This is a genomic window from Streptomyces sp. NBC_00162, from assembly GCF_024611995.1.
Lineage (GTDB): Bacteria > Actinomycetota > Actinomycetes > Streptomycetales > Streptomycetaceae > Streptomyces.
The window spans coordinates 209221-228614 of record NZ_CP102510.1 but is presented as its reverse complement, the minus strand read 5'-3'; the positions used below and the strand labels follow the sequence as shown (position 1 = coordinate 228614).

The 19394-nt window shown below is 71.3% G+C and carries 19 protein-coding genes and 2 pseudogenes; 10 read left to right on the top strand and 11 right to left on the bottom strand.

The genetic code is table 11. The annotated features are described in order from the left end of the window. Nucleotides 1-61 precede the first annotated feature (61 nt). The 7 genes from JIW86_RS40780 to JIW86_RS40750 form a co-directional block, all read right to left on the bottom strand. Complete coding sequence (locus tag JIW86_RS40780; RefSeq protein ID WP_215143689.1) at nucleotides 62-262, bottom strand: ferredoxin; 201 nt, start codon at nucleotides 260-262, stop codon at nucleotides 62-64. A 5-nt stretch (nucleotides 263-267) separates the two neighbouring features. Further along, nucleotides 268-1452: a cytochrome P450 gene (locus JIW86_RS40775; protein WP_257559776.1), complete on the bottom strand. Its 1185-nt coding sequence runs from the start codon at nucleotides 1450-1452 to the stop codon at nucleotides 268-270. A 245-nt stretch (nucleotides 1453-1697) separates the two neighbouring features. Further along, the gene (ccrA, locus tag JIW86_RS40770) at nucleotides 1698-2951 is read right to left on the bottom strand and encodes a crotonyl-CoA carboxylase/reductase (RefSeq protein WP_263862087.1); all 1254 of its coding nucleotides are present in this window, start codon (nucleotides 2949-2951) and stop codon (nucleotides 1698-1700) included. 58 nt (nucleotides 2952-3009) lie between these two features. Next, nucleotides 3010-3549 (bottom strand): winged helix-turn-helix domain-containing protein, encoded by a 540-nt coding sequence (locus JIW86_RS40765; RefSeq protein ID WP_257559775.1) that lies wholly within the window; start codon nucleotides 3547-3549, stop codon nucleotides 3010-3012. A gap of 108 nt (nucleotides 3550-3657) precedes the next feature. Beyond that, nucleotides 3658-3873 carry an MbtH family protein gene (locus JIW86_RS40760; protein ID WP_257559774.1) on the bottom strand — a complete coding sequence of 72 codons (216 nt, stop codon included), beginning with the start codon at nucleotides 3871-3873 and terminating at the stop codon, nucleotides 3658-3660. Nucleotides 3874-3890: 17 nt separating this feature from the next. Further along, on the bottom strand, nucleotides 3891-5360 hold the full coding sequence (locus tag JIW86_RS40755) for a methyltransferase (protein ID WP_257559773.1): 1470 nt from the start codon (nucleotides 5358-5360) through the stop codon (nucleotides 3891-3893). 125 nt (nucleotides 5361-5485) lie between these two features. After that, complete coding sequence (locus JIW86_RS40750) at nucleotides 5486-6247, bottom strand: thioesterase II family protein (protein ID WP_215143700.1); 762 nt, start codon at nucleotides 6245-6247, stop codon at nucleotides 5486-5488. Nucleotides 6248-6415: 168 nt separating this feature from the next. Between JIW86_RS40750 and JIW86_RS40745 the strand changes: the two genes are divergently transcribed. Together JIW86_RS40745 and JIW86_RS40740 are read left to right on the top strand one after the other, a co-directional pair. Next, complete coding sequence (locus JIW86_RS40745; RefSeq protein ID WP_257559772.1) at nucleotides 6416-6742, top strand: acyl carrier protein; 327 nt, start codon at nucleotides 6416-6418, stop codon at nucleotides 6740-6742. Nucleotides 6743-6753: 11 nt separating this feature from the next. After that, nucleotides 6754-9096, top strand: coding sequence for an amino acid adenylation domain-containing protein (locus tag JIW86_RS40740; protein ID WP_257559771.1), 2343 nt, complete (start codon nucleotides 6754-6756; stop codon nucleotides 9094-9096). Nucleotides 9097-9197: 101 nt separating this feature from the next. Here JIW86_RS40740 and JIW86_RS40735 read toward each other — a convergent pair whose 3' ends face one another. Continuing rightward, the gene (locus JIW86_RS40735; RefSeq protein ID WP_257559770.1) at nucleotides 9198-9866 is read right to left on the bottom strand and encodes a DUF4097 domain-containing protein; all 669 of its coding nucleotides are present in this window, start codon (nucleotides 9864-9866) and stop codon (nucleotides 9198-9200) included. A 224-nt stretch (nucleotides 9867-10090) separates the two neighbouring features. Between JIW86_RS40735 and JIW86_RS40730 the strand changes: the two genes are divergently transcribed. Then, nucleotides 10091-10846 carry a GbsR/MarR family transcriptional regulator gene (locus JIW86_RS40730; RefSeq protein ID WP_257559769.1) on the top strand — a complete coding sequence of 252 codons (756 nt, stop codon included), beginning with the start codon at nucleotides 10091-10093 and terminating at the stop codon, nucleotides 10844-10846. An 18-nt stretch (nucleotides 10847-10864) separates the two neighbouring features. Here JIW86_RS40730 and JIW86_RS40725 read toward each other — a convergent pair whose 3' ends face one another. The 3 genes from JIW86_RS40725 to JIW86_RS40715 form a co-directional block, all read right to left on the bottom strand. After that, nucleotides 10865-11248: an acyl-CoA carboxylase epsilon subunit gene (locus JIW86_RS40725; RefSeq protein ID WP_257559768.1), complete on the bottom strand. Its 384-nt coding sequence runs from the start codon at nucleotides 11246-11248 to the stop codon at nucleotides 10865-10867. 299 nt (nucleotides 11249-11547) lie between these two features. Beyond that, a complete protein-coding gene (locus JIW86_RS40720; RefSeq protein WP_215141663.1) occupies nucleotides 11548-11730 on the bottom strand; it encodes a DUF5302 domain-containing protein in 183 nt (60 codons plus the stop codon). A gap of 114 nt (nucleotides 11731-11844) precedes the next feature. After that, complete coding sequence (locus JIW86_RS40715; protein WP_257559767.1) at nucleotides 11845-12726, bottom strand: MFS transporter; 882 nt, start codon at nucleotides 12724-12726, stop codon at nucleotides 11845-11847. A gap of 3 nt (nucleotides 12727-12729) precedes the next feature. Between JIW86_RS40715 and JIW86_RS41875 the strand changes: the two genes are divergently transcribed. From JIW86_RS41875 to JIW86_RS40685, 7 genes and pseudogenes are all read left to right on the top strand, one after another. Further along, the gene (locus JIW86_RS41875) at nucleotides 12730-13245 is read left to right on the top strand and encodes a zinc-binding dehydrogenase (protein WP_322975635.1); all 516 of its coding nucleotides are present in this window, start codon (nucleotides 12730-12732) and stop codon (nucleotides 13243-13245) included. Next, a pseudogene (locus tag JIW86_RS41870) lies at nucleotides 13220-13636 on the top strand (SDR family NAD(P)-dependent oxidoreductase); the annotation flags it as partial. The gene JIW86_RS41875 and the pseudogene JIW86_RS41870, both read left to right, overlap by 26 nt. A gap of 470 nt (nucleotides 13637-14106) precedes the next feature. Further along, the gene (locus JIW86_RS40705) at nucleotides 14107-15312 is read left to right on the top strand and encodes a cytochrome P450 (protein WP_257559766.1); all 1206 of its coding nucleotides are present in this window, start codon (nucleotides 14107-14109) and stop codon (nucleotides 15310-15312) included. Between the two features lie 37 nt (nucleotides 15313-15349). After that, entirely contained in the window at nucleotides 15350-16369 is a 1020-nt protein-coding gene (locus JIW86_RS40700) for a 3-oxoacyl-ACP synthase III family protein (protein WP_257559765.1), read from the top strand. A 103-nt stretch (nucleotides 16370-16472) separates the two neighbouring features. After that, nucleotides 16473-17981: an MFS transporter gene (locus JIW86_RS40695; protein ID WP_257559764.1), complete on the top strand. Its 1509-nt coding sequence runs from the start codon at nucleotides 16473-16475 to the stop codon at nucleotides 17979-17981. 94 nt (nucleotides 17982-18075) lie between these two features. Beyond that, nucleotides 18076-18258, top strand: a complete 183-nt coding sequence (locus JIW86_RS40690) for a DUF5302 domain-containing protein (protein WP_257559763.1) — start codon at nucleotides 18076-18078, stop codon at nucleotides 18256-18258. A gap of 619 nt (nucleotides 18259-18877) precedes the next feature. Next, a pseudogene (locus JIW86_RS40685) lies at nucleotides 18878-19245 on the top strand (hypothetical protein); the annotation flags it as partial. Between the last annotated feature and the right edge of the window lie 149 nt (nucleotides 19246-19394).

Genomic DNA, 19394 nt, shown 5'->3' with positions numbered 1-19394 from the left:
CACGGTGGTCCGCGCCGGCGGTGCCGGGGTCCGGGGGCGGCCGCTGCCGGCCACCCGGTCCCTACGCGGTCTCGTCGAGGCTGATCGCCTGCGAGGGGCACACCCGCACGCACTCCTCGACGCTGTCCCACAGTTCCTCGGGCGGATGCGCGCTGAGCAGCACGACCGTCCCGTCCTCCCGGCTCTGGTCGAACACCAGGGGCTCGGTCAGCGCGCACATGCCCGCGCCGCAGCACTTGTCCGTGTCGACGTCGACCCTCATCGCCGTCACCAGCCGACGGGCAGGCGCCGCACGCCGTACATCGACGACAGGTGGGTCGTCTCGATCTCGTCGGGCGCGGCGGCCAGGTGCAGGCCGGGGAACTCGCGGATCAACTGGCCGAAGGCCACCCGCATTTCGACCCGGGCGAGCTGCTGTCCCACGCACTGGTGCACGCCGTAGCCGAAGCCGAGGTGCCGGCCGGCGCTGCGGGTCAGGTCGAGCGCGTCCGGGTCCTGGAAGGCGTCGCCGTCGCGGTTGGCCGCGGACAGGGCCACGGTCACGACCTCGCCCGCCCGGATCCGCCGGCCCTCCAGCTCGACGTCCTGCGTGGCTCCGCGGATGATGCCGAACTGGACGATGCTCAGGTAGCGCAGCATCTCCTCGACCGCGCCGTCGATCAGGGACGGGTCCTTGCGCAGCAGCGCCAGTTGCTCCGGCCGGGAGAGCAGCAGGTACGTGCCGAGTCCCAGCATCTTCGCGGTGGTCTCGTGGCCCGCCGTGAGGACGAGCATCGCCGAGCCCGCGGCTTCCTCGTCCGTGAGGTCGGACGCGGCGACCCTGCTCAGCAGGTCGTCCTGCGGCCGCTCGCGCTTGAGGCGGACCAGCCGGGTCAGGAATTCCGCCATCAATTGGAATGCTTCCACGACCTCGTCCATCGAGCGGTCGTAGTCGAGCATGGTTTCCGAATGCCGCTGGAAGAACGCGTGGTCCTCGTACGGAACACCCAGCAGCTCGCATATCACCAGTGAGGGAATCGGCAGGGCGAATTCGCGCACGAGATCCACCGGCGGTCCGATCTCCCGCATCGCGGCTATCCGGTCCGCGGTGATCCGCTCCACCTTCGGTTCCAGGTTCCTGGTCCGCCGTACGGTGAATTCACCGGTGAACAGCTTCCGGAACCGGCTGTGCTCCGGGGGGTCCATGAAGATGAAGACGCCCGGCCTCGTCGGCCCCGGGGCGCCCTCCCCCACCGCCATCCGGCGGTGTTCTCCGCGTGAGCTGAACCGGGGGTCGTTCAGGACGGCACGCGCGGCGGCGTACCCGGTGACCAGCCAGCCGTCGGTGCCGTCGGGGTAGGCCAGTCTGCTCACCGGGTGCTCGTCCCGCAGCTCGGTCAGCTTCGGGGGAGGGCTGAAGGGGCAGGTGCGCTCGGTGGGGAACGCCACCGGCTGCAGATCGGTCCTGGTCAAGTCGACTCCGTGGTTGTAAGGGCCTGTTCGGCCGGCCCAGGCGGAACCCCGCTCGGAGGACATGCGGTCACGCCCGGCCGCGGAAACGAATTCCCGTTGACTTCGGGAAAAACCCCCGCGGATTGGCGTGACTCGATGATGGCAGACAACCCGGATCTCGATCTGTCCATTCATGCAGTGTGCAGCTTTCTCGCGATTGCGGCACAACTGCTCCTCGAGTGCTTCCCGAGGATTTCTGCGACGGCTCAGCGGTCCCCGAGACCGGGATTGTTCGTCGCACCGACCAGTACGGCCGAGTTGCCCGGTGCCTGCACGCCCTCCAGCAGGTCCTGATGGGCCCGGCCGATCTCCTCGAAGGCGTACGTGTGCCCCAGGTGCGGGTCGAGGAGGCCCATGTCGACGAGGCGGGTCACGGCGAGGCACTCGCGCGGATTGGCGAAATGGGATCCCTGGAGCCGCTTCTGCCTCATCCACAGGTACCTGAGGTCGACGTCCACGTTGAAGCCGGACGTGGCCCCGCAGATCACGATCATCCCGCCCGTGCCGCACACGTAGACCGACGTGGGGATGGTGTCGCTGCCGGGATGCTCGAAAACGATCTTGGGAGAGGCCTTCTCACCGAGGATGTCCCAGATCTCCCGCCCGAAGGCCCGCAGGTCGGCGGTCCACCGCTTGTGCTCCTCGGTGCCGGCCTCGGGCACGCGTCCCCAGTGGCTGAACTTGGTCCGGTCGATGACGCCCGCCGCACCCAGGTCGAGGCAGTACTTGGCCTTCTCCGGTGAGGACACGACGGCGATGGGCCTGCCTCCCATCTGCCGGGTCAGGGAGATGGCCATGGAGCCGAGGCCGCCGGAGCCGCCCCAGATGAGGACTCCGTCACCGGGCTGCACCGTGTTGGGCGCCCAGCCGTTGAGCTGCCGGTACGCCGTCGCACCGGTCAGCAGGAATCCCGCGGATTCCGCCCAGCTCAGCCTGGTGGGCCGGGGCAGACACTGGAAGTCGGCCACCAGGGCGAACTGGGCGAACGAGCCCCAGTTCGATTCGTAGCCCCACGCCTTCAGCGATGCCGCGAACATGGGATCGACGCCGAGCCGGACATCGGGATCGTGCTCGTCCCACAGGCCGGCCGAGACGATGACCTCGTCGCCCACCTTGACCTGCCGTACGCCCTCTCCCACCTTCCAGACGATTCCGGAGGCATCCGATCCGCCGACGTGGAAGGGCTCCGGGCTGCCCTGCCGCTGACGTGCCGCCACGACGTCGACGGGATGCCCCTTGGCCGCCCAGACGTTGTTGTAGTTGATGCCGGCGGCCATGACCGCGACGAGGACGAACCCGGGCGGCACCTCGGGCGTCTCGACGACCTCCGTCTGGAAGGCCGTAGCCGGGGCCCCGTACCGTTCCGGGCGGATGACCGACGCGTACATGGAACGGGGGACGGTCCCGAGCGGGGGCAGGTCGCCCACCTCGTAGAGGGTGCTGGTCGTCGAGGAGTTCAAGGTAATCTCCGGTGTCGAGTGGTCGGTTGGTCCCTGCGCTCTGTGGGGTGCGGCACGGTCAGACACCGGAGGCGTTCGCCGCCGGGACGGCCTCGGCGGACACCGCGTTCTCCAGCATGTAGCCCCGCCCCCACACGGTCCGGATGGACAGTTCGATGGGCAGGAGCCGGCGGCGCAGCCGCATGATGTGCAGGTCGAGCGCGTTCCTGTTCAGCGTCAGCGTCTGCAGGGCGAAGCGCTGCACGAACTCGGAGCGGTGCACGACGTCGCCGAAGCGGTCGACGAGCAGGCGCATCAACTCCGTTTGCGTGGTGGAGACGGTGATGGAGTGATGGCCGAAGCTCAGGGTCCCGGTCGAGTCGATCGTCGGTACCCGGTTGCTGTCGAAACGGCTCTGCAGGACGGTGACCCGGGCTTCGAGGTCGTCCCGGGACACCGGGGGGCGTACCCAGTCCTCGACCGGATCGTTGCTGATCGGCGGCTGCGCGCCCGCCTCAACGACGAGCAGGCGCGGCATGCCCTCCTGCCGGCAGCGGGTTCTCAGATCCGCCTGCGCCGGCCAGCGGACGAAGACGACGTCGGAATTTCGAACGCCCACGGGCACGTCCTCCCTGTACAACCCACGTACATCCGGTCCGAACCACCGAAACCCATGGACCTCTCGGCACGGACGAGCCCCGGTCGAGTCCGCGGCCACAGGCCCGCGTCAGGACGCCGGCGTCGCCTCGCGCAGGCTCCGCGGCCGCAGGTCGGTCCAGTTCTCCTCGACGTACGCGATGCTCCGCGCCCGCCCCGCCGGGCCGGCCACGACGCGCCAGCCGTCGGGCACGACGGCGAACGTGGGCCACAGCGCGTGCTGCTCCTCGTCGTTGACCACCACGTAGAACTCGCCGTCCTCGTCGTCGAACGGGTTCACTGCCATGTCTTCCTCCGCTGCCTTCAGTTCGGTTCGGGGAGCGCGGCGCGGTCTACCGTGCCGTCGGCGGTCAGCGGCAGGTGGGCGATGACCACGATGTCGTCCGGCACCAGGTGGCCGGGCAGTTCGGCCGCCAGTTCCCGCCGCAGCACCGCCGGCAGCCTCGAGGCCCGGCGGGAGGCCCCGGGCACGTTGGCGAGCGGCCTGGCCCGGGTGTCCAGGGGCCGGTACACCCCGCCGTAGCAGTGCCTGCCGTCCGCGGGCACGATCACCGCCTCGAACCAGCCGGGCGCCTCGGCCGACCAGGTGCACAGGACGGCGCGGCCGTGCTCCCGGCCCCAGGTCTCCAGCGCGTGCGGGTCGAGGGGCGTGCCTTCCGCCGTGGCGGGGGCCCCGCATTCGGCCGCCTCGCTCACCAGCCTGGCGTTCGGTATCCGGGTCAGCCGCAGGCGGCCGCCGTGCCGGGCCAGCTCGGCCTCCAGGCCGGACACCTGGTGCACGTCCGAGCCCCAGGTGACGGCGGGGACGTCCGCGAGGTGCGTCGGCGTGCTCAACCGCTTGTGCAGGACGACTTCGTAGCGGTGGCGGGTGAGTTCGTTCCCGTCCGGTCCGGGCTTGAGCCGGACGTCCACGGCCGCGACCTCGTCGTGCGCGTCGGCCCACTCGGTGAAGAAGCCCGGATCGAGGTGGAGTTCCGTCTCGCGGAGCACGGCGCGGGCGACCGCCGCCCGCACGGCGGACGGCTCGTCACCGGGGCGCTGGGCGTGGTGGACGGCCGTCAGGAACTCCCGCAGGGTGCCGTGGTTGCGGACGTCGCCGACGAGGATCCGGCCGCCCGGGGCGAGCCGCCGGAGCGCGACGTCCAGGACGGCCGAGAGGTAGGCGGCGTCGGGGAAGTACTGCACGACCGAGTTGAGGAGCACCGTGTCGAAGTACTCCGCCGGCAGTCCGTCGGCGGAGTCGGCGGGCTGGCACCGCAGTGTCACCCTGTCCTTCAGCCGCGGCTCCGCGGCGACCTGGGCGCCGAGCCGTTCGATGACCGCGTCGGAGAAGTCGGTGGCCCAGTAGGCCTCGGTTTCCGGTGCCAGCGGCCCGAGCAGCAGCCCGGAGCCCACCCCGATCTCCAGCACCCGGCGCGCCTCCAGAGCGCGCACCCGCTCCACCGCGGACGCGCGCCACTGGCGCATCTGCGGCAGGGGGATGGGTTCGCGCGTGTAGGCACTGTTCCATCCGGTGAAGTCTTCGCCGATCCCGTTGTCCGCCGCGGTGTCGCCGTACATCTCGTCGTAGACCGCGCGCCACTTCTCCACGTGCCGGGTCACGTCCGCGTCCGGCACCCCGGGTACGACGTACGCCACCAGGCGCCGCTCCCCGAGCCGGTCCTCGCGGGAGACCACGGCCGCCTGCGCCACGCCCTCCTGCGCGCGGAGCGCGGCCTCGGCCTCCTCGAACCGGCTGGTGGGGCGCTGTCGCGCGTTCGTGAGGGGCGCCATGCTCCTGTTCCCTTTCGGTCATGGTGCGCAGGTTCGGTCGTGAGCCCACCCTAGGAAGGGGAGCACCGGGTCATCGGGCCGTCTGACAGATGTGTGCCAGACCCGGCCGGGCGCCGCGCCGGTGCTCAGGCGAGGGCCGCCACGGCCTCGCCGATGGCCGCCGCCAGGTCCGCCGGGCGGCTGGTCGGCAGGTCGTTGCCGCCCGGCAGCGACACGAGCCGGAACGGCCCGGTGGTGAGCGTCGACCACGCGTCGAGCTGGGCGCGTTCGACGGTGTGGTCGTCGTGGCCGTACACGGCCACCGTCGGGACCGCGACGGGCTCGGCGCCGCCGCGCTCGTACAGCTCCAGCTCGTGGGTCTCGATGAGTTCGTAGTCGGCGCGCAGGGCGGGCTCGACGATGTCGAGCAGTTCCTCGTTGCCGAGGAGCTGCGCCGGGAGGTACCCGTCCGCCACGACCTGCCGGAGGAAGTCCGGCCGCGGCAGCGCGAACGTGGGCTCGCGGCGGACGCTGCCGGGGGCCGGGTTCGAGGAGACGACCAGGGCCCGCACCCGGGCGGGGCCCAGGCGCCGTGCCACCTCGTAGGCGATCGTCGAGCCGGCGCAGTGCCCGTACAGCACCACCGGCCGTCCCTCGGCGTGCTGGAGCAGTTCGTCGGCGAGCTTGTCGGCGAGTTCGGGCATGGCGGTCTCCGCCGGCTCCTCGAGCCGGGACTCCCGGCCCGGGAGTCGTACCGCGAAGGCGTCGAAGGCGTCGGAGAGCTCGACGCACAGCGGCCGCACCGTGGTCACGCCGGCGCCCGCGTGCGGAAAGGCGTACAGCGCGCACTCCTTGGGGCCTTCGTGGGGGACGCCGACGAACCAGCGGCTTTTCGTGTGAGTTCCCATGCACGTGAGGATGACCAGTCGCCGTGGCCCACGGGCGCCAACCCTGACTGACCTCTGAAAGATCCTCGGACAACGGCAGCCCACCGCGGCGAGACTGGCATCCGGTCGGAGCCCTCGACCGGGTGAGCGCGGACCCCAGAGCACCGAGAGAGAACGCGGGAGAGATCGGTGAACGACTTCGGATCGGTCGGGGTGGCGAGCCCGGACCACATCGGCCACGACGGCCCGGACCTCGAACTGCTGCGCGCCCGGGTGCGGGTCCAGTGGGCCGACGCGCTGGAGCACGAGGACTTCGGCGACGACGAGGACTTCTTCGAGGCCGGCGGGAGCTCCCTGCTGGTCGCCGAGATCATGGCCGCGCTCGGGGCGGAGTTCGGCGTGCGCCTGGCCCTGCGGCTCTTCTTCAACCACCCGACGGTGAACGAACTGACCGGCGCGCTGGCGGCCCACGAGGGCCTTCGGGCGCCGGCCGCACCGGCCGCACCGGCCCGGTGAGCGCCCGGCCGGTGTCCGTCACGGACGCCCCCTGGAGCAGGTGGAACGAGACCGCGCGGCCCTTCCGCGACGACGCCACGATCCCCGTGCTGATCGCCGAGACCGCCCGTCGCCACCCGGACCGGCCGGCGATCGTGACCTCCGACAAGCAGGTCATCACCCACGGCGAACTGGACCGCCACTCCAACCGGCTGGCGCGGCTGCTGCGCGAGCTGGGACTGGGCCGGGGCTCGGCCGTCGGCGTGTACGGCGAGCGTGACGCCTCGGCCCTCGTCGGCATGCTCGCGGTGCTCAAGGCCGGCGCCTCCTACGTGCCGCTCGACCCGGCGTGGCCGGCCTCCCGGGTGGTCGGGCTGCTCGACCAGCTCGACGTGGCGGCCGTGCTGACCGACCGCGCGTCCCTGCCCTCCGTACAGGAGTTCCGGTGGGAGGTGCCCTCGCTCCGGCACGTGCTGTGCCCCGGCATCCCCGAGGAGTTCTCCTGGTCGGCCACCTTCCGGCGCGAGGCCGTCGCGGACCTCTTCGACTACCTGTCCGGCTCCCCCGACCCGCTCGAGGCCGCGGGCTTCAACACCCGCCGCTCGCAGCGGCCCTTCACCGCGGATGACCTGCGGGGCTACCAGGACCACGTGGCACGGTTCGTACGGGCCGCGACGTCCGCCGAGCGGCCCTCGGTCCTGGAGATCGGGTGCGGATCCGGTCTGATCGTCGAGGCCCTGGCACCGCAGGCGTCCCGCTACGTCGCCGTCGACCCCTCACCGGTGTCCGTGGCCAGGAGCCAGGAGACCGGGGCCCGCGCCGGGGGCGAGGTCGAAGGCGTGGTGTGCTTCGCGCACGAGGCCGCCGAGCGGGTGAGCGGTCCGTTCGACGTCGTCGTGCTGGCCAGTACGGTGCAGTTCCTGCCGGACCTCGACCACCTGACGGGCGTCCTCGACTCGCTCCTCGGGCTGCTCGCCGACGACGGCGTCATCGTCCTCGCCGACCTCGTCGACCCCGGGCTCGGCGCCCACTCCGGCCTCCGGGTGCCGCCCCGCTTCGTCGAGCGGCTGCCCGAACTGCTGCCCGGGGTGGCCCGCGCGGACGTCCACCGCCGCCGGGCCGGGGAGTTCACCGGCGAACTGGCCGAGCGCTACGACGCCGTCATCCGCGTCGAGCCGTCGCGCGGCCGTGCGGCGGTGTCCCGCGACCGTGCGGCGCCGCCGCGTGAGCCGCTGTGGACCGGCCATCACGTCGGCCTCCGGCCGGCCGATCCCCTCACCACCGGCCCGACGGCCGACGACGTCTGCTACACCATCTTCACGTCGGGCTCGACCGGTACGCCCAAGGGCGTCTGCGTCTCCCACCGGTCGGCGGTGAACCTCATCGACTGGGTGAACCGCACCTACGGGGTCGGGCCCGCCGACAAGCTCCTGTTCGTCACGTCGTTCTGCTTCGACCTCTCGGTCTACGACATGTTCGGCGTGCTCGCCGCCGGCGCGACCGTACGGCTGGCGTCGGCGGCTGAACTCGCCGAGCCGGACACGCTGGTGGACCTGCTCGAACGGGAGGCCATCACCATCTGGGACTCGGCGCCCGCCTCCCTGGCCATGGTCATGCCCTTCGTCCAGGCCCGCGAGCCCGCCGGGCGCGACACGCTCCGCCTGGCCCTGCTCAGCGGCGACTGGATCCCGGTGCCGCTCCCGGACCAGATCCGTGCCGCGTTCCCGAACGCCGAGGTGGTGTCGTTCGGCGGCGCCACGGAGTGCACCGTCTGGTCCAACGACTACCGGGTGCGGGACGTCGACCCCGCGTGGCCGAGCATCCCCTACGGCAAACCGATGCAGAACGCCCGCTACTACGTGCTCGACAGCGAGCTGCGGCCCTGCCCCCTGGGCAAGGAGGGCGATCTGTACATCGCCGGCACGTGCGTCGCCCTGGGCTACGCCGCGGCCGCCCCTCTCACCGCCGCGAAGTTCCTGCCCGACCCGGGAGCCGTACGCCCCGGCGAGCGCATGTACCGCACCGGTGACCGCGCCCGCTGGCTGGCGGGCGGCGACCTGGAGTTCCTGGGCCGCCTCGACGACCAGGTCAAGGTGCGCGGCTACCGGATCGAACTGGGCGAGGTGCAGAGCGCCCTCCTCCAGTGCCCGGGCGTCCGGGCCGCGTCGGTGGTGGCGCCCACGGGGCGGGGCGGGCGGTCGCTGGCCGCCTTCTACGTGCCGACGGCCGAGCCGCTTTCGAAGGCCGAGGTCGCACGCGCCCTGCGGACCGTCCTGCCGTCGTACATGGTCCCCGCGCGCATCATCGCGCTCGACGAGCTGCCCCTGACCAGGCAGGGCAAGGTCGACCGGGCCGCCCTCCTGCGCCGGCTGTAGCCCGGGCCGGTCGCGGCCCCGGTCGCGGTCGCGGTCGCGGTCGCGGTCGCGGTCGCGGTCGCGGTCGCGGTCGCGGTCGCGGTCGCGGTCGCAGGAGCCGCTCAGACGCTGCGGGCGGTGATGTCACCGTGGGCGGTGGTCGCGTGGATGCTCAGCTCCGCGGCGCCGTCGGTGTTCTTGAGCGCGTTGCTGATCCGGCCGAGGCCGGTGCCCGCGTCCAGCGAGGCGGAGACGCCGCGGGCGGCGCCGACCGACACGTCGCCGGCCTGGGTGCGCAGCACGACCGTGCCGCGCACGGCCTCGGCGATCCGGATGTCGCCCTGTGCGGTGCTGATCTCGGCGGGGCCGCCCAGGCGGCCGACCGAGACGTCGCCGGCGAGGAGGGTGAGGCGGGCGCCCGCGGTCTCGTCGAGCTTGATCGAGCCCTGCGCGGCCTCGAGGGTGACGTCACCGAGCCGTCCCACGCCCCGGAGTTCGGCGGCGGCCGTCTTCGCCTCGACACGGGAACCGGCGGGCAGCTGGACCGTCACCTCGACGGAACCGGAGTGGCCCAGGACCCGGTTCTTCGCCGGAGCGGCTGCGATCCGCAGCACGCCGTCGACGTATTCGACCGTGGTCTGCTCCGCCGCCTTCACGTCACGGCTCTTGGAAGCGTTCGCGGGCCGGACCTCGACCGTGGTGTCGGCCCGGTCGGCGGCGATGAACCGGATGAGTCCCGCGGGGATGTCCAGAACGGCGGCGATCGGGGCGGGGGTGTCGAACTTCTGCATGATGCTGTCCTTCGGCTCGTTGTTTCTGATGTCGAAAACGCTACGTTGCCTTCACTGTTTGAGCAACATATTCGTTGCGCAACATTAGCATTAATGCAGGTCAGAGGCTAAGTATCGTTGCAATAGTTTCGATTTCAACGCAACGAGAGCCGTCTCGACCGTTGCATTGGAGTAGGAGTGAACGCTATGCTGGGGGCGTCAGGCAACCACGAGGGGGGATCGCGATGCCGGGAGGCCGGCTCACTCAGCAGGAACGTCAGCAGATCGCAATGGGGGTGGCCGACGGGCTCGCCTACGCGGAGATAGGCAGACGTCTGGACCGTCCGACCTCGACGATCACGCGCGAGGTGATGCGCAACGGCGGCCCCGCCGGCTACCGCGCCGATCTGGCCCACCGAGCCACCGGACACCGCGCCCACCGGCGCAAGCAGACCGCACCCCGAGGGCAGCAGGTTCCGGTGCAGGCCCACGGACGCGACCCCGAGGCCGTGCGCGCGTACGAGGAGGTGTTCACGACCCTCCTCATGGCCTCGGGCCTGCCCAAGATGACGGCCCGGGTACTGGTGTCCCTCTACACCACGGACGCGGGCAGCCTCACCGCGTCCGCGCTCGCCCAGCGCCTCGCGGTCAGCCCGGCGTCGATCTCCAAAGCGATCGCGTTCCTGGAGAGTCAGGGCCTCGTCCGCAGGGAACGCGACGAACGCCGCCGCGAGCGCTACATCGTCGACGACGACGTGTGGTACCAGTCGATGATCGCCAGCGCGCGCTCCACCGCTCAGCTCGCCGAGACCGCACGGCAGGGGGTGGGCATCCTCGGCCCTGACACCCCGGCCGCCACCCGCCTCGAGAACATCGCCCGCTTCGTCGACTTCGTCTCCGAGAGCATCACCCGGGCCGCGGAGCAGGCCCGCGAGATCCTCCACGCGAAACCTGCGACGACCTCAGGCAGCGCTGCCACGCCGGGCTCAGACCCCGGATAGACAGCCGGCTGGACGAAGTCAGGAAGCCCAGGCGCCCGGTGCGCGGAACGGCCGGCAGGGCTGGGTGGGGAGTTTGCGGGTGCGCGGGGCGGAGGGCGCGGGCTGCCGGGCCTCGTTGAGCAGGCGCAGGCGGGCCGTGAGGAGGGCGGCCAGGGCGGCCGTCTCCTCGGCGGTGGGGTTGCCCCGGGAGATCCGGATCGAGGCCATGGCGAGGGCCGTCGAGGTGTCCTCGGCGGCGGTCGTCCCGGGAAGCTCCGTGCGGTCCGCACGGTCCGTGAGACTCGAAGAGTCCGCGCGGTCCGGGGAGTCCGTGTGCGCCGGCGGGTCGGCAGGGTGTTCCCCTGCGGGCGTGACGCCCACCGCGGGGGCGGTCAGCAGCGGACGTTCCTCGACGATGATCATGGGGAGCCCCTTTCGACGGTCGCACCGGGAAGCGCCTGGTGCCGGACACTCCAGGATCGGCCCGGGCGCTACAGCCCGCCTCGGGTTCCGCACGGGAATGCGTACGGAATGACTCGCGAACACTTGCGATCATGGCCGGAACGCATCGCCCCGGGTTCAATTCTCCACTGAAATCCAAGCGCAATTCGAGTCGAATTCGAGCGTGATTCGAGTGGATATTGCGGGCACGCAAAAAGCCGCCGCGGTCCATTCCAGTGGAATGGACCGCGGCGACCCATGGGGGGTGGAGTCGGGTTTGATCAACCAGTCTTCCTGCGGAAATACCGCTTCTGGCCGGCCGAACCGCTCATGTTCTTCACCTTGATGCGGCCCTCTTCGTGAGCCGTGCGGGCGCGCGTTGCGTTGGACTTGCGCTCCAGCGCCTCGCGGAACTTCTCCTTGGCATCTTCTGCAACGCCACCGTCGAACGACTTGTCAGTCATACGTACCTCCTGCAATCAATCGACAGAAAAAGTCTGGCACAGAATTGCTGGAATGACGACCCCGCATTCACGACTCCAGGCAATGGAATTCGCCATTTCCGGGGTCAGGCGGTGTCAAGGAGGAGCCGGTCCTTCGTGGCGGGCGCCGCGGTCTGTGCGGCGGGCTCCGTGGATGTCGTCTCCGGCTCGGCCTGAGGGGTCTTCGAGGCGGGCAGGAGCGGGCTGAGGAGGGCGACGAGCGTGAAGACGGCGACGTTGTACCAGAGCGTCACGGAGGTGGCGTCGCAGAAGCGGTCGGCCCGGTCCGCGCCCGCGACCTCGCTGCCCGTGAGGCTGAAGAAGATGACGCCGACGATGGCGATGCCCGCGGCCGTACCGAAACTGGATGACGGCGTTGACCACGCCGGAGCCGGCTCCGGCGTCCTGCGGCGGGATGTCGCCGAGCACCACGTTGGTCAGGATCGGCGAGCACAGGCCCATGCCGAGGCCCACGATCAGTTCGGCGCCCGCGACGTGGTACCAGTCGATGCCAGCGCCCTGGCTCGACACCGCGAGGATCATGGCGAGGGTGCCGAGCGTCATCACGGACGTGCCGATCGCGACGAACTTGCGCCCGTTGGCGGTGCCCTTGCGCCAGGCGATCTGGAAGGTCGCCATGATGCCGATCGGGAACGCCACCGTCACCAGGGCGGTGCGCAGCGCGGACCAGTCGAGGCCGAGCTGCATGTGGTAGGTCAGCACCAGGAAGAACGAGGTGATGCCGGAGAAGGCCAGCATGACCACGACGACGCCCACCCGGAACGAGCGGTGGGCGAACAGGGTCGGCGGGACCAGGGCGGATCCGTCGCGGCGGTGCCTGCGCCCCTGCTGGACGCCGAACGCGACGAAGAGCAGCGCGGAGGCGGCGGCCAGCGCGAACATCCAGCCCGGCCAGCCCTGTTCACGATGGGTCTGGCGCTCGGCGCGTTCGGCACGGAGGTGCGCGGCGACGGTCATCTGATGGCGCGGCTGCCCGACACGCTCACCTTCGAGCAGGGTGCGACGATCCCGCTCGCCTTCCTCACCGCCTATTACGCGCTCACCGAGCTGGGCGACCTGAAGGCGGGGGAGAAACTGCTCGTCCACGCGGCGGCGGGTGGTGTCGGCATGGCCGCCGTACAACTTGCCCACCACCTGGGCGCCGAGGTCTACGGCACGGCCGGCCGGGCCAAGTGGCAGACGCTGCGCGGCCTCGGGCTGCCCGACGAGCGGATCGCCTCGTCCCGCGACACGGCCTTCGAGGCGCAGTGGCTGACCGGTACCGGAGGCACGGGTGTGGACGTGGTCCTCAACTCGCTCGCCGGGGAGTTCACGGACGGCACGATCGAGCCCCTGCCGCACCTCGCGTACGACGTGAGGGAGGCGCCCGGCGCGTTCCGCCACATGGCGTCGGGACGGCATACCGGCAAGATCGTCCTCACGGTCCCGCGCGTGCTCGACCCACGGCACGGTGCTGGTCAGCGGGGGCACGGGTGAGCTGGGCCGTCAGGTCGCCCGCCACCTGGTCGGCCGGCACGGCGTGCGCCACCTGGTGCTGACGTCGCGTCAGGACTCGGCGGCGCCGGGCGCGGCGGAGCTGGCGGCCGAACTGGCCGAGGCGAGCGCCGCGTCCGTACGGATCGTGGCCTGCGACATGGCGGACCGCGACCAGGTCGCCGCGGCCGTGGCCGAGGCCGGGCGCGAGCACCCGCTGACCGGCGTGGTGCACCTCGCGGCCGTGATCGACGACGGAGTCGTGCGCAATCAGACGGCGGAGCGGTTCGAGCGGGTCCTGGCGCCCAAGCTCATGGGCGCCTGGCACCTGCAGAAACTGACCCGGGACCTGGACCTGGCGGCCTTCGTGCTGTTCTCCTCCGTGGCGGGCACTCTGGGCTCGCCCGGCCAGGGCAACTACGGAGCGGCCAACGCCTTCCTGGACGCCCTGGCCCCGACGCCCTGGGCCATCGCCGACTTCCTGCACGGGCGGCTGTCCTTCGACGAGCCCGCCTCCGGTGAGGCACCGCCGCAGGACCCGGTGCGGGCCGCCCAGTGGGCACTGGACCGTGTCAGCCCCGCTCTGCCGCGGCAGAGCGGTCTGCTCGACCGGCTGCTGGAGCTCGCACGGCCCGAGGGGGTCCCGGCCCCCGCCGACGCCGGCGAGGCGCTCCAGGCCGCCGGGGAACTGACGGCCGAGGAGATGGACAAGGCGCTCGACGCCGTACTGGGGGGACTTGACCGGGCCGGGCCGGGCGCGGCCCGGCGGCCCGGCGGCGCCGCTCGAGGTCGGCTCGAGCGCGTGTCCAGGGCTCGTCGCGAAGCTGGAGGGGCCTCCGAGATGCCAGCGAGATGGAGTAGGACGTGCGCAACACCCTGTGCCAGCCGGTCAAGCTGCCCACAGAGCGGCCCTCGCCTCTCGACCCACCCCTCGAACTGGGGGTGTTCCGGGACCGGGACCCCGTCACCCCGATGCTGTTCCCGGACGGGCACAGGGGCTGGCTGGTCACCAGCCACTCCCTGGTGCGGTCCGTCCTCGCCGACCAGCGGTTCAGCGCACGGCAGGAACTGCACCACCACGCCGCCTTCGACCACCCGTTCGGCACGGAGAGGATCACACCCGCGGAGCCCGGCCAGTTCATCGGTATGGACCCACCGGAGCACACCCGCTACCGCAAGCTCCTCACCAAGCACTTCACGGCGCGACGGATCAGGGAACTGGCGCCCCGGATCGAGGAGATCGTCGAGCAGCGGCTGGACGCGCTGGAGGCCGCGGGGCGCGGAGCCGACCTCGTCGCCGAGTTCGCCGTCCCGATCCCGACGCTGCTGATCTGCGAGATCCTCGGCGTGCCGTACGCCGAGCAGGACATGTTCCGTCACGACGTGGCCACCTTCTTCCGGCTGGACTCCACGCAGGAGGAGACCCACGGCGCGTACGCCGGCATGCTCGCCTACCTCGGCGGGCTCGTGCCGCGCAGACGCGCGGCGCCCGGGGCGGACCTGATCAGCGGCCTGATCGAAGGGAACGAGCTCTCCGACCAGGAGATCGCGACCGTGGCGCTGGTGGTGCTGATCGCCGGCCACGAGACCACGGCGAGCATGCTCGGACTCGGCGTCTACACCCTGCTGAGCCATCCGGACCAGTGGGCCGGGCTGAGGGCCGAGCCGGACCTCCTCGACAGCGCCGTCGAGGAACTGCTGCGGTACCTCCCGCTCTTCCGGGCGGGGCTGATGCGGACCGCGCTGACCGACGTCGACCTGGGCGGCCACCGGATCTCGGCCGGTGAGTGCCTCGTGCTCTCCCTGTCGGCCGCGAACCGCGATCCGCGGCGCTTCGACGGCGACCCGGAGCGGTTCGACCCCGGGCGGAAGCCGGGCGGCCACCTGTCGTTCGGGCACGGCGTGCATCAGTGCCTCGGACACCATCTCGCACGGGTCGAGCTGCGGATCGCGTACGCCGCCCTGCTGCGCCGGTTCCCGCGCCTGCGGATGGCTGTTCCGGCCGAGGAGATACCCCTGTGTACCGACATGGCCATCTACGGCGTGCACCGGCTGCCGGTCACCTGGTAGCGGCACGGCCCGGAGGGGCCCCAGACAAGGAGATCACATGAGCTTCGGCCTGATGGCGCTCGGCTACGAACTCGGCGACGAGGTACCGGTGCTGGACGTCGCCGCCGAGTACACCGAGGACATCGAGCGGGTCCGCACCTACGCGAGCCGCTACATGCACCGGTGTCCCGAAGGGGTGGGCCTGACGGACCTGTCGTACCGGGCTGTACGGAAGGCGCTGGACGCCGCCGGCACGGACGCCGGCGACATCGACCTGCTGGTCCTCGCGGTCACCGACATCACCGAGTACCTGTACTGGGACGCGGCGGCGAGCCTCCTGCACCGGCTCGGCGCCGACGGCGCGGAGGCGGTCCTGTTGACCCAGGCGTGCTCGTCGGGCGTCGCCGCGTTCGACCTGGTTGCCGGGAAGTTCGCCACCCATCCCGAGTACCGGACGGCCGTGGTGGTCGCGGCCAGCCGCGTCGCCGAGCCCTACTGGAACCGGCTGGAGACGGGGGCGGGCTGCTTCTCGGACGGTGCAGTCGCGGCGGTCGCCCGCCGCGGTCACGACCGGCTGCGCTGGCGCGCGAGCGACATCACCACGGACGGCACCTACGTCGACTTCTTCCGCCTCGACGCGGGAGGCGCGGCGGCCCCCTTCGGCACGCCTGGCGCGGCGGGCGGCGCACCGAGAGTACGGGGCATCGCCGAGGTGAAGGAGTACTTCGGCGACGACCACGAGAAGATCTCCGCGTTCGGCGCCCACTCCCGCGCCCAGTACCGGCTCGTCGTGGAACGCGCCTGCAAGCGGGCCGGTGTCGATTTCACCGACCTGGCCCGGCTCAACCTGCCCTTCGACAACCAGCCGGCGATGGCGGGACTCGTCGCAGCCCTGGACTTCCCCGCGGAGCGCACCAACCTGCCGCTCGCCGAGGACTACGGGCACCTCGGTGCCGCCGACCCGCTGTTCGCCCTGGCCCGGGACGTCGAGCACAACGCCCTCCGGCAGGGCGACCACGTCGCCCTGGCCGCCGTCGGACGCGGCATGAGCTGGGCGAGCGCCGTCTTCGAGGTGTGAACCCGGCCTGCCGCCGCCCCCGGGCGGCGGCACGGCGGGAGCGCCGCGCGGCAGGTCCGGCGGGACCGCGCCACCCCCCACCCCTCTCCCAGGAGCTGATCACGTGACAGACACAGCACAGTCCGGACGCGCGCGATGGGTCGCCCTGGGCGTACTCGGCATCGCCTCCTTCCTCGACGGCCTCGACGCCAACATCGTCACCGTCGCCCTGCCCAGCATCCAGCGGGACATGGAGATCGGCTTCGCCTCCGCACAGTGGACCATGGCCGGCTACGCCCTCGCCTTCTCCATGTTCCTGATCACCGGGGGGCGACTCGGTGACGTCTTCGGGGCCAAGCGGGTCTTCATGACCGGTGTCGCCCTGTTCACCGTGGCGTCCGCCCTGTGCGGTCTGGCCGTCTCCCCGGGCATGCTGATCGCCGGCCGCTTCACGCAGGGGTTCATGGCCGCCCTCATGCTTCCCCAAGTCATGGCCGTCATCGTCCGGACATTCGACCGCAAGGAGTGGGCCCTGGCCGCCGGTCTGGTGGGCGGTCTGCTCAGCCTCGGCAGCATCGGGGGACCGCTGCTGGGCGGTCTGCTCACCGACCTCGACCTGATGGGCCTCGGCTGGCGGACGGTGTTCTTCGTCAACGTCCCGATCGGGATTCTCGCGCTGATCCTCGGAGCCCGGTCGCTGCCCTCCTTCCGCGCCGACGAGCGCCCGCAGCTCGACATGCCCGGCGTGGTCCTGCTGACCGCGGCCTCTCTGAGCCTGATGTTCCCGCTCGTCCAGGGCCGCGAACAGGGCTGGCCCGCCTGGATGTTCGTGGTGTTGGCCGCCTCGGTGCCACTGTTCCTCGCGTTCGTGGTCCACGAGCGCAGGAGGCAGGCGAAGAACGGCTCCGCTCTCGTGCCCCCCACCCTGTTCCGCCACCGCTCCTTCTCCGCCGGCCTGGTCGTGACCCTGCTCGCGTTCACCGGCATCACCTCGTTCTCCTTCGTGCTCACCTACCACCTCCAGTTCGGTCTGGGCTGGTCGGTGGGCGACACGGCACTCGCCATCGCGGCGTGGCCGCTGGGCATCGTCGCCACGTTCCAGCTCGGCTGGCGCTTCGGGGCCACCCGGGAACGCCTGTTCGTGGCGGCGGGCGCCCTCATTATGGCGCTGAGCTCCCTGGCCGCGATCGGCGTCGTGCACACCCAGGGCGCTGGACTGACGTGGCCGTACGTGGCCGGCACGGCCTTCCTCATGGGCCTGGGCATGGGGTTGAGCACGCCCATCCTCGCCACGGCCGTGCTCGGTGACCTGCCCCCCGAGGACGCGGGCGCCGGGTCCGGCGTGGTCAACGCCGCCACGCAGTTCGGTGCCGCGATCGGCATCGCGGTCGTCGGGGCCGTCCTCTTCGGGCTCGTGGGCCCGGACACCGCGGGGACGGCCGCGGCGCGAGCCGCCGACTTCAGCTCCGCCGTCTCCCTCACTCTCTGGTACAACGTCGCCGCCTTCCTGCTGACCGCCGCCCTCGCCCCGCTGCTGCCCCGCAGCAAGCCGGCGGACGCGGAGGCCGGGCCCGCCGGGAAGGCCGAGCGGACGGACCTCACCGCCGGCGGTCTCGTGCCCGACCCGGCATAGGCCGAATTCCTTTCCCCCAACAAAAAGATGGCTCGCCAGTCCCGGACGTCCCTGTCAGGCCGGCCGTGCTGCACATCGCGTCCAGGAGGTATGTATGACCGATACGCCGCAGAGCAATGTCGAGGAGAACGACGCCCGCCGGAAATTCCGTGAGGCCCTCGAGCGCAAGGGCAACGACAGCCGGGCGCGGCAGGCGCACGAGGACGGCCGTCTGAGGGTCAAGGGCATGAGCGGCCCGGCCGGACAGAAGCGGTACTTCCGGCGCAAGACCGGGTGACACGCGGCTTTCCCGCCGCGCTGCCGGGGCTGCCGCGGACCTCCCGCCAGGAGGCCCGCGGCAGCCCTTTCCGTCTGCGCGCGGCACCGTCGCACGGCGCACCGGAATTCCGGCTGCTCTGACCGGGGGCGGACCGCCCGAGTACCGCTTGAATTTCCCTCGCATCATCATCGGATTCCACTTGGATTCGCCTGGAACAATGCGCCGGTGAGGGGTGGAATCCCAGGGCCTTTGCGTGAAGATGGTTCGGCGTGAAGTGCCGTGATTCGGTGGGCTGGTGGCGGGTTGCCCTGGTCTGCCGGGAGGTCGGGGCCGGGTACGAGTGCAGGCACGGTGCTGGTGATCACGTGAGTGTCCAGGTCCCATGAACACCGAGAATGGCGGTCGTGCGGGCGCCGGAGCAGATGCCTTCATTCGACCCGGTCAACAGACCTTTCCAGAGAGCGGCGGTGCTCGGCGCCTTCATGGCCGCTGTCACACAAGAGCCGTTGGTGACGCGCCACGGGCGCCGAGCGGATGTCTTCGCTGGACTTGGCCTCGATGCCTCTAGCCACTACCCCGAGGCCATTGTTCGAGGACGCGGCTCGACTGGTTTGACGGCGGAGGAACGTGAGGTGTCTGGCTGGTCATCGCCGCCCACACCCAACTCCGCCTCCCCCGCAAGACCGCCCCCGATCTCCGCCACCCCTGGGAACGGCCCGTCTCCCACGGTCGACTGACCCCGACCCGCGTCCGCCAGGGATTCAGGAACCTCCGCCCGAACCCGGCCTGCCGGCCCAGACACCGAAACCATCCCGGCCAGGACCCGGCCGCCCTCCCGGCCCCAAGAACCGACACCCTGCCAACCGCCACGACGTCGGCAAGACCGTCAAACTGCCCGAGGGCATCAAAGAACGCACACGGGCCGGTAGACCAACCACAAACAACAAAGCGGCTCCCGGAGTGACGGCGGTCGACAAAACAGGAACGCAGAGTGGTGCCGCGTAGTGGTGCCTGCCGGAATCACCGGCGTTCACCCTGGTGAGGATCTCAAGAGGCCCAGGCGCCCGACGCGCGGAACGGCTGAAAGGACAGGGACGGCAGCTTGCGGGCCCGCGCGGCGACGGGTGCAGGCCGCTGGACCTCGTGGCGCTTGC

Coding starts and splice junctions, on each gene's coding strand:
- JIW86_RS40725 (WP_257559768.1), bottom strand. CDS start 11,248: ATGATCATCGTCGAGGAACGTCCGCTGCTGACCGCCCCCGCGGTGGGC.
- JIW86_RS40760 (WP_257559774.1), bottom strand. CDS start 3,873: ATGGCAGTGAACCCGTTCGACGACGAGGACGGCGAGTTCTACGTGGTG.
- JIW86_RS40750 (WP_215143700.1), bottom strand. CDS start 6,247: ATGGGAACTCACACGAAAAGCCGCTGGTTCGTCGGCGTCCCCCACGAA.
- JIW86_RS40700 (WP_257559765.1), top strand. CDS start 15,350: ATGAGCTTCGGCCTGATGGCGCTCGGCTACGAACTCGGCGACGAGGTA.
- JIW86_RS40715 (WP_257559767.1), bottom strand. CDS start 12,726: ATGACCGTCGCCGCGCACCTCCGTGCCGAACGCGCCGAGCGCCAGACC.
- JIW86_RS40780 (WP_215143689.1), bottom strand. CDS start 262: ATGAGGGTCGACGTCGACACGGACAAGTGCTGCGGCGCGGGCATGTGC.
- JIW86_RS40720 (WP_215141663.1), bottom strand. CDS start 11,730: ATGACTGACAAGTCGTTCGACGGTGGCGTTGCAGAAGATGCCAAGGAG.
- JIW86_RS40730 (WP_257559769.1), top strand. CDS start 10,091: ATGCCGGGAGGCCGGCTCACTCAGCAGGAACGTCAGCAGATCGCAATG.
- JIW86_RS41875 (WP_322975635.1), top strand. CDS start 12,730: ATGGCGCGGCTGCCCGACACGCTCACCTTCGAGCAGGGTGCGACGATC.
- JIW86_RS40735 (WP_257559770.1), bottom strand. CDS start 9,866: ATGCAGAAGTTCGACACCCCCGCCCCGATCGCCGCCGTTCTGGACATC.
- JIW86_RS40690 (WP_257559763.1), top strand. CDS start 18,076: ATGACCGATACGCCGCAGAGCAATGTCGAGGAGAACGACGCCCGCCGG.
- JIW86_RS40755 (WP_257559773.1), bottom strand. CDS start 5,360: ATGGCGCCCCTCACGAACGCGCGACAGCGCCCCACCAGCCGGTTCGAG.